The following is a 10,325-nucleotide window of genomic DNA, read 5'->3' on the forward strand; positions in this document are numbered from 1 at the left end:
TACACACTCATTGCCAGTGCGCTTCTTATTATGGGCTATTTTGGTAGCCGCTTTGTACGCGATATTATCATTGGCTAATCCGAGGAAACTCTTTTGGACGACATAGCAACAAGTACGTTATTTTTTATACTCATCGTACTTATTCTTGTTTCTGGTTATTTTTCTGGTTCTGAAACCGGCATGATGTCGGTAAACCGGTACAAATTACGGCATATGGCACAAAGCGGCCATAAAGGCGCGGCACGGGTGAGTAGTATGCTCGATCGCCCAGATCGCCTAATTGGTCTTATTCTTATCGGTAACAACCTCGTTAACATTGCAGCATCTGCAATTGCTACCATTATCGGTTTACGCCTATACGGTGATTACGGCATAGTAATCGCCACAGCAGCACTTACCTTGGTAATTCTCATTTTTGCCGAAGTAACACCAAAAACTATCGCAGCATTGCACCCAGAACGAGTGGCATACCCTTCGTCAATCATTCTCTCTCCACTTATGAAGATCTTCTACCCTCTCGTAGCAACAGTAAACTTCATTACCAACAATATGATGCGCGCTATGGGCATCAATCCGAAAGCGGCAGCGCGCGATACGCTTAGCGCTGAAGAATTGCGCACTGTAGTGCATGAGGCAGGCTCGCTTATTCCCTCGCGCCACCAAGAAATGCTGATCAGTATCTTAGACCTCGAGAAAGTTACCGTAGATGACATCATGATCCCGCGTAATGAAATTGCGGCGATTGATATTAACGATGAACTGCAAAGCATTACGCGGCAGTTAAACCATATGCAACATACGCTAGTGCTGCTCTATCGTGGGGAAATTGATGATGCGATTGGTTTTCTGCACGCCCGGGATATTCTCCGATTACTCACCCGCACCCATGCAGAACCAGAAAAAGCGGCGCTAGTGCGCACCGCGCGTGATCTTTACTTTATTCCTGAAGGCACGCCACTGAGTGTGCAGTTGGTAAAATTCCAACGCAATCGTGAGCGTATTGGCTTAGTAGTAGATGAGTACGGTGATATCCAAGGCTTGGTAACACTTGAAGATTTGCTTGAGGAAATTGTTGGCGAATTTACCACTACCATCGGCGGCCAAAGCCATGAGCACCTTGAGCGCCAAAGCGATGGCAGTTATCTAGTAGAAGGCACAGTAAACTTACGGGATTTGAATCGCGAGCTGAAAATTAAACTACCGATTGATGGTCCGAAAACGTTGAATGGCTTAATAATCGAAGAGTTCGGCGATATTCCAGAGCTGCCGATGTGTTTAAAAATAGCCGGATACCCTATTGAAATTGTTGAAGTAAATGATAACCGCATCGAGAAAGTGCGCATTCAACCGCAACCAAAACGAAAACGCAAACTACTCTCCTAAGGGGTAGCTTGCGCTTTTCTACGTTCTGCCTACTCACTCAATAGTGCTATTTGGCGATGATGCCGCAGAAACCGGCTGGCAGCAGCACAATCAACCACACAATCAACCAAATAATAAGCGCCGGAACCAGCCACGATTCAACTTAGCCTCACATTGATTAAGCTGCTGTGCATAGGTAGTAGCGCGCGTATCTACGCGTCGGGAAACTTGTACTAACCACTCTTTTTGTAAGTAAGTACGGCGTTGGTAGCCGCCCCACCCTTCGTGATAGTTCAAGTACTGCGCATAAGCATCCCACTTCGATACATTATTAATACGATGTGATTTGTCCATATACCAACCAATGAAATCGATGGCATCAGCGAAGTTATCTCGGCGCGCCCGGCGATTACCGGTTTCACGAATATAATCATCCCATGTCATGGTTTTTGCCTGAGCATAACCATAGGCATCGCTAATGCGGCCCCAAGGAATAAATCCTAACAGATAGCGCCGTGGTGGTGCCGCATTGTGGCGAAATGAGCTTTCTTGATACATAATCGACATCGGCACGTGAATCGGTACACCCCACTCTTTGTTCATCGATTTAGCGGCGCGCCACCAATCTCGGCGCTCTTCAAAAATATTACAAATATTCTCTGGGTCTCGCGGTGGCGCAGTAGAGCACCCAACCGTTATTGCGATCACCGAAACCATAACCGCGGTTCGCAAAAATAATTTTTTTCGCGAAGTATGCAACTTTTTGCCGCTATTGGCCTCAAACTCTGTGTGTAGAGTTTTCATGAGTAACATCCCCTGGTAATTTTTATTCGCGCGCCTAATTTAGGCGCGCTTTTTTTTGGCCTGAGCCTGGGTGAAATAATCAGCGATAAAATCGGCAAATGTACCCGTATCTGCAGCTTCTTCCGCAGCTTGTGCCGCAAGTGAATCTGCGGCCATCTGCTGAAACTGCGCTGCACTATAATATTCTAACTCGCTGGCAAGTAATTCATCTCGGTACTGAACCGCAAGTTCCATTCCTACTTGGCGAAACAATTTCGACGCTTCGGCGTAGGTTGCCAATACTTTCCCCGAGTAGGTAAGTTCGGGCTCAGCAATTGATGGCTTAAGTTCATCAAGCGCTCGTGTATAGAACTCAGCTTCTCCACCCATTAAGGTAGCGATTCGCTCTAGGTCACTAAATAAATCAGTTAACCGATCGGCAACCGTATGTTCACCTAACTCATCAGTTAGAGTTAAACCAGCTTCACGGCCCCGCAGCACAATTTTAGTGAGATTGCGCTCAGTTGCTTGCTGACATTCTAAAGAGAGCGCTGGGCTTTCACTAAACAAGCAATACAACAAAAACAAATCTAGAAAGCGCATTTGCTCAGCATTTATTCCCACCGGGCTAAACGGATTCACATCCAGCGCACGAACTTCAATATATTGCACACCGCCACGCTCTAGCGCTTGGGTAGGCGTTTCCCCTTTTTCTGCTACGCGCTTTGGCCGAATAGGCGAATAAAATTCATTTTCTATTTGTAAAATATTGGCATTCAATTGATGCCACGTATCGCCATCACGGATGCCAATTTCAGCAAATTGCTCCGAGCGCGTAAATACTGCCCGCCGCAATCCGGTAACATAATCATCAAGTGAGTTGTAGGTGATCTTTAAATCTGCTTGCTCTTTATTGGTGTAACCTAAATCGCTCATACGCAATGATGTTGCATGAGGAACATACACCATCCCATTCGGCAATTCATGGAAATCAAGGTTGGCAAAGCTATGTTTTAGAAAAGATTTACATAACACCGGCGATGCACCAAATAAATACGGAATTACCCACGCAAAACGCTTAAAGTTGCGCAATAAGCCAAAGTATTTCTCTGAACGATAATCGCTACTATCTACACAGCCATCTTGACGCGCAAGAATGGCCCACAGCTCGTCGCTAATCGACCAATTGAAATGCACACCCGCTATAGTTTGCATTACTGCGCCATAGCGATGCGTTAAGCCCTGCCGATACACGGTTTTCATACGGCCAGCGTGCGCGGTACCAAAATATGCCAAGCGAATATCTTTTGGATCATTCAAATAACAAGGCATGCTTAACGGCCACAACAATTCGTCACCAATGGCTTGGTAGGCTACGCGATGCACATCGCGTAACTGCGCTAAGGTGATATCGATAGACGTTGCCACTGGAGTGATAAACTCTAGTAATGCCTCAGCATAATCGGTAGTAATCAGCGGGTGTTTAAATGTAGCGCCCAACGATCGCGGATGCATCGTAGTAGCTAAGGCTCCTTCTTGAGTAATACGAAGGGTTTCGCGCTCTAAGCCGCGGTTCATTTTTAACAGCGCTGCTTGTGCATCGCTTTGCTGCAATTGCACTAAACGTGAAGCTAGATTCATTGACAAGGCAACATCCTGGAAATTGTCTGATATGATTGTCGGTAGTGTGCCACATTCAATGACAAAATGCAGCGAAAGGAATACATCTTGAAAGCAAATCAACGCTCTCGGTTTCGGGTGTTTTTACACCACAGCTATTGGCTTTGGAATGTACTGGGTTTAGTGGCGATTTTATTTATGCCAGCGCCAGTGCCAATGATTGTGGCAGGGTTGCTGTTAGTAACCGCCTTTGTGTATGGTTGGCAAACTTGGCTAGGTTATCGTGAAAGCACATTAAATACCGGTAATGCCAAACCAGAGTTCTTCTCCACTAGTAGCACCCAACTTTTGCAGCAAGTATTCAGCGATTTACCTAACCGCGTGTATTGGCGTGATAAAGAGTTGCGCTTTGTGGGCGCTAACCCCGGTTTTTTACGTGATTTTGGCCTTAGCTCAATGCACGAGTTGCATGGCCTTACCGATGCCGATCTTCCCTTGCTTGCCCAGAACCCGGAGCTACGTGAGCGAGATCAACAAACGCTTGAATTGCAAATGGCAGCTTGTAATCAAGAAATGCGCATTCAATTGAACGGCAATGCTGATACTGCTGGCCCTTCTCTCGATAACACGCGGTGGGTAGAGCACTCCAGCGTACCCCTGTACGATGAATATGGGGAAATTACCGGTATTCTGGGCAGTTATTATGATATCTCCACTATTAAGCGGGCAGCAGAAGAAATGTCGTTGGCACGGGAAACCGCAGAACAAGCGCGGGCAGCTGCTGAAGCAGCAAACCTCGCCAAAAGCGATTTCTTAGCCAATATGAGCCATGAAATTCGCACGCCAATTAACGCTATTGTAGGGATGGCCAACTTAGCGTTAAAAACACAGCTTACCGATAAGCAGAAACGCTATATCAAGGTAATCGATTCATCTTCGCAAGCGCTATTAGGTGTTATCAACGATATCCTCGATTTTTCAAAAATAGAAGCCAACAAGCTTACCATTGAGCGAATTCCATTTGACCTTGACGAAGTGCTTGGCACCCTTGCAGATATGTTTGCCTATAAAGCCTATGATAAGGGCCTCGAGTTTATTATTAATTTACCCGCAAATATTCCTACCATGCTGATCGGCGACCCGCTGCGCTTGCAGCAAGTACTCATTAACTTGGTGAGTAATGCAATTAAATTTACTGATGATGGCGAAATTAATGTGTCTTGCACCTTACTGGATCGCAATAACGACAAGGTATGGCTGCGCATTGAAGTAAAAGACACCGGTATCGGCATGACCGCTGAGCAATCGGCAAAACTATTTCAAGCGTTCACACAAGCCGATACATCAACAACCCGTAAATACGGCGGTACTGGGCTTGGTTTAACCATTTCTCGGCGCTTGGTGAAGTTAATGCAGGGTGATATGGGCGTAAGCAGCAGTGCTAACCAAGGCTCAAATTTCTTTATTGAATTAGTAATGCCCCTGCAAGAAAGCCAAGATCAATCGCATCACCAATTGCTGATGGGGCAACTTAATGGGGTTCGGGTGTTGGCAGTAGACGACAATACCAGTACCCGGGAGATGCTCAAGGAAACCTTGCGCTCCTATAGTATGGACGCCTACACCTGCCATAGTGCTGAACAAGCATTAGAAGTGCTGAAACAGGCTGCCGCCGAGCAACAACCATTTCAGTTAATGCTGATCGATTGGCGTTTACCAGGCATGGATGGCCTGAAATTAGTAGAACGCATTAAGCAAAAATTCCCTGCCGAGCAGCAGCCGAAAATGATTTTGGCCACGGGTTATTATGCTGAAGAACTCGCCGAAAAAGCCCGCCAAGTGGGTACCGATGATTTCATCACCAAACCCTATACCACGGCCACCTTGGCTCGCGTAATGACCGGCGTAATGTTCGGCCATCGCAAACAAATTCACGAAGAAACACCTGCTAGCATGTTGCCAGAAGCTTTGCAGGGAGCACCATTATTGGTGGTGGAAGACAATGAAATCAATCAACATGTAGCGCGGGAAATGTTAACCGGGCATGGTTTTAACGTAAGCATTGCAGAAAACGGCGAGGTTGCGGTAGCCATGGTGCAAGAACATCAATACGCGTTGGTACTGATGGATATTCAAATGCCAGTAATGGATGGCTATCAAGCAGCGGAACAAATTCGCCAGTTTTACAGCTACCAACAGTTACCTATTTTAGCCATGACAGCGAACGCCATGAGTGGTGATGCGGAACGTTCACTAGCTGCTGGTATGCAGGGCCATATTCCTAAGCCAATTGATGAAGCACTGCTGCTCTCGCAAATCGCCAAATGGGCAATTCCTGGCCCCTATGATAAGAGCCAAACAGCTGCTGAAAAGGTATCTGAAAAGAACGAAAGCCGGCGCTACCCACAAATTCGCGGCATTAATCTTGAACAAGCATTAAGCCGTATTAATCATAATGTAGAGTTATATATCAAATTGCTCGATCACCTCGTAAAAAGCTATCGCGGCAGTGCGGTAACTGTTTCCGAGTTTATTAGCAGAGGCCAACACGATGATGCTCGACGTTATTTTCATTCGTTAAAAGGCGCAGCGGCCAATTTAGGATTACTCGCGCTGGCAGATAAGGCCGCGCATTTAGAGCAGGCAGTAGTGGAACGTGATGTAGGTTCAATTGCCGATCAGATCAGTGGGCTCGAAGGTTTACTTGATCATGCTGAGCAAGCAGCGCAAGATTTACGTAGCCTTGCCGCTGATGCCCAAACACAGGAGTGATATATGATTCGATTTTTATTTTTAATTCCATTGGTGCTCTGCATCCTATGGACGATTTACTTGCAAGCTAATGGTTATCGCATTCGCGATGGCAAACAAGGCTACCTGTACATCATTATCATTAGTACGGTAATTGCCGCGTTCTACACCTTAATGCTGTGGCTCACCAACTAATCGTTAGCCCGCAAGGGCTAACAGAATACCAGCAGCTACTGCAGAACCAAGTACACCAGCAACATTTGGCCCCATGGCATGCATTAATAAGAAGTTGTGGTGGTCGGCTTTTAATCCCTCTTGGTTAACCACTCGTGCAGCCATGGGTACCGCAGAAACACCCGCGGCACCGATTAATGGATTAATCGGCTGCTTACTTACTACATTCATCAGTTTTGCCATCAATACGCCCGATGCCGTGCCTAACGTAAACGCCAACATACCCAGTACCAGAATACCCAGTGTTTGGGCCGTTAAGAACGAACTAGCCGTTAGCTGCGCACCAACCGCTAAGCCTAAGAAAATAGTAACGAGGTTAATCAACTCGTTCTGAGCTGCTTTGCTTAAGCGATCTACTACACCCGATTCGCGTAACAAATTACCGAAACAGAACATACCAATGAGTGGTGCAGCGGTAGGTAATAAAAGCAGTGTCATCACCAGTACCATCAGTGGAAACAGGATTTTCGCCCGTTTCGATACCGGTTTTAACTGCACCATACGAATTTCCCGCTCTTTCTTCGTGGTAAGCAAGCGCATGATAGGTGGCTGCAACACCGGAACTAAGGCCATATATGAATAAGCAGCTACTGCAATGGCACCTAGCAACTCTGGCGCTAACTGGGAAGAAAGATAGATTGCCGTAGGGCCATCGGCGCCGCCAATAATGGCGATTGCCGCAGCTTGCTGCAGAGTGAATTCAATTCCTGGCACCCAGTTCAATGCAATAGCACCAATTAAGGTAGCAAAAATACCAAACTGCGCCGCCGCACCAAGCAACAGCATGCGAGGGTTCGCCAGCAATGCGCTGAAATCGGTCATGGCACCAACGCCTAAGAAGATCAGCAAGGGAAATAAACCCGTAGCCACACCTGCGTTATAAAAGGTGTGCAACAAGCCCCCTGCTTCGTTCATTCCAGCCAAAGGAATATTAGCGAGTATGGCACCAAAGCCAATCGGTAAAAGCAGCAGCGGTTCAAATTTACGCACGATGGCTAAATAAATTAACACCATCCCCACTACAATCATGCCTAACGCGCCCAGCGAAAGGGCCGCTATTCCGGTGGTGTGCCACAGTGTAATCAAGGTTTCCAAAGCTTAAGCTCCCTGCAACGTTAACAGCACATCACCGGAAATAACGCTATCGCCTTCACGAGCCTTTAACTCAGCAACCGTGCCAGCGAGCTCGCTACGCACTTCGGTTTCCATCTTCATGGCTTCCAAAATCACCACCACATCACCTTTCTTCACGGTGTCACCAGGCTGCACCTGGTATTTCCATAAGTTGCCCGATAAAGGAGCAGTTACCGGCCGCGTATCACCCACTGGTGCGGTTTTCGCAGGCGCCGATTCAGTTGCCGGTTTCTGCGCCGCTGGCGCGGCTTGTTCAGAAGCTTTTAAACTACCATCAGGCCCTACTTCAACCGAGAAGCATTCGCCCGAAATACACACATCGTAACGCTCAATACTATTATCACCGGTTTCAGCTTTCGGAACCGGCTTCGCATTTTCAAAGCTTGGCGGTGGCTCAAAGGCATCAGGGTTATCACGGTTTTGTAAGAATTTCAGGCCGATCTGTGGGAACAACGCATAGGTAAGCACGTCGTCTACTACCGCATCTGCTAAGCGAATGTTATCGGTTTTCGCCTTTTTCGTAAGCTCTTCAGTAAGGGCATCTAACTCATGCTCAATAAGGTCTGCCGGGCGGCAAGTAATGGGTTCGGCATCGCCTAATACCGTTTTCTGCAACTCAGCATTCACCGGTGCAGCGGTAGCACCATACTCACCTTTTAATACACCTGCGGTTTCTTTGGTAACTGATTTATAACGCTCACCAGTAAGTACATTCAAAACAGCTTGGGTGCCAACAATCTGCGAGGTTGGCGTAACCAGCGGAATAAAGCCTAAATCTTCACGAACTCGCGGGATTTCTTCCAATACAGCTTCGAACTTATCCAAAGCTTTTTGCTCACGCAGTTGGTTCTCCATATTCGTGAGCATGCCACCGGGTACTTGCGCCAATAAAATCCGCGCATCAATACCCTTCAGTGAACCTTCAAAACGCCCATACTTTTTCCGTACATGGCGGAAATACCCAGCTATTTTCTCTAATTCTGCCAGGTTCAAACCCGTATCGCGATCAGTGCCTTCTACCATTGCCACTACCGTTTCTGTAGCGGTGTGGCCGTAGGTCATACTCATTGAAGAAATGGCGGTATCCAGCATATCAATGCCAGCATCAATTGCTTTTTGATAGGTTGCCGTACTCAGGCCCGTAGTAGCATGGCATTGCATGGCTACTGGCACCTTAAGATTTGCTTTCAAATCAGTAATAAGCGCTTCCGCTTCATATGGGCGGAGCAAGCCAGCCATATCTTTAATACAAATCGAGTGGCAGCCCATGGCTTCCATTTCCAACGCCATGTCCACCCACCGTGCACGCGTATGCACTGGGCTAACCGTATAAGAAAGAGTTCCTTGCGCATGGCCATCGTTGGCGATAGTGGCTGCAATCGCAGTTTTCAGATTGCGCACATCATTCATGGCATCAAAAATACGGAATACATCTACACCGTTGGTGCGAGCACGCTCAACAAAGCGCTTTACCACATCATCGGCGTAGTGCCGATAACCTAATAAATTCTGCCCCCGCAGCAACATTTGTTGGCGCGTATTGGGCATCGCTTTTTTCAATTCGCGCAAACGTTCCCACGGGTCTTCACCTAGGTATCGAATGCACGCATCAAAAGTAGCACCACCCCAGGTTTCCAAAGACCAATAACCAATTTTATCGAGCTGCTCCGCTATCGGCAGCATGTCGTCTAACCGTAATCGGGTAGCCAATAACGATTGATGCGCATCTCGCAGCACTAGTTCTGTGAGTAGCAGTGGTTTTGACATGAATTACTCCTGTTCGTCTTTGGCTTGATCGCGAGCAGCGCGGTAACGTTGCACAGCAACAGTAACAGCGGCAAGCTTCGTGGCATTAGATAGCTTATCAGCGTTCGCAGAGGCAGCGTGTGCAGGCTCTGAAGAGGATGCAGATACGGAAGCCTCAGTGGGCTCAGGGCAAAGCTTGGTAAGTACGGTAACGGCAGCTGTGAGCACGATCAGAAAAACAAATACTACACCCATTCCGGCGAGCATTAGTTCAAATGCTTGAAAAAATAGATCAGCCATAGTTCGTCCCTGTTATAGGTAACTTAAGCAAACATAGCATAAGTTCCAACATGTGATTTGTTGCATTATTGTAGAGTGGACGAGCAGGAAAGAAAAGCAGTTGTGCTATGCACTAAATTGATAGGGGGTATAGCGGCTGACTATGTAGCTAATTCACTATGCAGGCAATTCGCTATGCAGCCAATTCACTATGCAGGCAATTCAATGGCGCGCTCGGGAGGATTCGAACCTCCGACCGCCTGGTTCGTAGCCAGGTACTCTATCCAGCTGAGCTACGAGCGCGTATTGAAAACCGTTCACAAGTTGTTTTATTTTGACTGGCGCGCTCGGGAGGATTCGAACCTCCGACCGCCTGGTTCGTAGCCAGGTACTCTATCCAGCTGAGCTACGAGCGC

The 10,325-nt window shown here is 47.3% G+C and carries 8 protein-coding genes and 2 tRNA genes; 3 read left to right on the plus strand and 7 right to left on the minus strand.

The window, feature by feature from the left end:
* Positions 1-93 precede the first annotated feature (93 nt).
* Positions 94-1,383: an HlyC/CorC family transporter gene (locus ACNA7P_RS10485; protein WP_416258583.1), complete on the plus strand. Its 1,290-nt coding sequence runs from the start codon at positions 94-96 to the stop codon at positions 1,381-1,383.
* A gap of 102 nt (positions 1,384-1,485) precedes the next feature.
* On the opposite strand, the gene ACNA7P_RS10490 is transcribed toward ACNA7P_RS10485, so the two are convergent.
* Together ACNA7P_RS10490 and gshA are read right to left on the minus strand one after the other, a co-directional pair.
* A complete protein-coding gene (locus tag ACNA7P_RS10490) occupies positions 1,486-2,166 on the minus strand; it encodes a hypothetical protein (RefSeq protein WP_416258584.1) in 681 nt (226 codons plus the stop codon).
* 39 nt (positions 2,167-2,205) lie between these two features.
* Entirely contained in the window at positions 2,206-3,786 is a 1,581-nt protein-coding gene (gene gshA, locus ACNA7P_RS10495; protein WP_416258585.1) for a glutamate--cysteine ligase, read from the minus strand.
* An 87-nt stretch (positions 3,787-3,873) separates the two neighbouring features.
* Here gshA and ACNA7P_RS10500 point away from each other — a divergent pair, with 87 nt between their 5' ends.
* Both ACNA7P_RS10500 and ACNA7P_RS10505 read left to right on the plus strand, forming a co-directional pair.
* The gene (locus tag ACNA7P_RS10500) at positions 3,874-6,537 is read left to right on the plus strand and encodes a response regulator (RefSeq protein WP_416258586.1); all 2,664 of its coding nucleotides are present in this window, start codon (positions 3,874-3,876) and stop codon (positions 6,535-6,537) included.
* Between the two features lie 3 nt (positions 6,538-6,540).
* Positions 6,541-6,711, plus strand: a complete 171-nt coding sequence (locus tag ACNA7P_RS10505) for a hypothetical protein (protein ID WP_416258587.1) — start codon at positions 6,541-6,543, stop codon at positions 6,709-6,711.
* A gap of 3 nt (positions 6,712-6,714) precedes the next feature.
* Here ACNA7P_RS10505 and ACNA7P_RS10510 read toward each other — a convergent pair whose 3' ends face one another.
* The 5 genes from ACNA7P_RS10510 to ACNA7P_RS10530 form a co-directional block, all read right to left on the minus strand.
* Positions 6,715-7,845, minus strand: coding sequence for a sodium ion-translocating decarboxylase subunit beta (locus ACNA7P_RS10510; RefSeq protein ID WP_416258588.1), 1,131 nt, complete (start codon positions 7,843-7,845; stop codon positions 6,715-6,717).
* A gap of 3 nt (positions 7,846-7,848) precedes the next feature.
* On the minus strand, positions 7,849-9,651 hold the full coding sequence (oadA, locus tag ACNA7P_RS10515; protein ID WP_416258589.1) for a sodium-extruding oxaloacetate decarboxylase subunit alpha: 1,803 nt from the start codon (positions 9,649-9,651) through the stop codon (positions 7,849-7,851).
* 3 nt (positions 9,652-9,654) lie between these two features.
* On the minus strand, positions 9,655-9,930 hold the full coding sequence (locus ACNA7P_RS10520; RefSeq protein ID WP_416258590.1) for an OadG family protein: 276 nt from the start codon (positions 9,928-9,930) through the stop codon (positions 9,655-9,657).
* A gap of 205 nt (positions 9,931-10,135) precedes the next feature.
* Positions 10,136-10,212, minus strand: a tRNA-Arg gene (locus ACNA7P_RS10525).
* 36 nt (positions 10,213-10,248) lie between these two features.
* Positions 10,249-10,325, minus strand: a tRNA-Arg gene (locus ACNA7P_RS10530).

This window comes from Aliidiomarina sp., assembly GCF_047920995.1.
Taxonomy (GTDB): Bacteria; Pseudomonadota; Gammaproteobacteria; order Enterobacterales; family Alteromonadaceae; genus Aliidiomarina.

Excerpts from the sequence above, each read along its gene's own strand:
- ACNA7P_RS10520 (WP_416258590.1), bottom strand. The coding sequence starts at position 9,930 with ATGGCTGATCTATTTTTTCAAGCATTTGAACTAATGCTCGCCGGAATG.
- ACNA7P_RS10490 (WP_416258584.1), bottom strand. The coding sequence starts at position 2,166 with ATGAAAACTCTACACACAGAGTTTGAGGCCAATAGCGGCAAAAAGTTG.
- oadA (WP_416258589.1), bottom strand. The coding sequence starts at position 9,651 with ATGTCAAAACCACTGCTACTCACAGAACTAGTGCTGCGAGATGCGCAT.
- gshA (WP_416258585.1), bottom strand. The coding sequence starts at position 3,786 with ATGAATCTAGCTTCACGTTTAGTGCAATTGCAGCAAAGCGATGCACAA.
- ACNA7P_RS10505 (WP_416258587.1), top strand. The coding sequence starts at position 6,541 with ATGATTCGATTTTTATTTTTAATTCCATTGGTGCTCTGCATCCTATGG.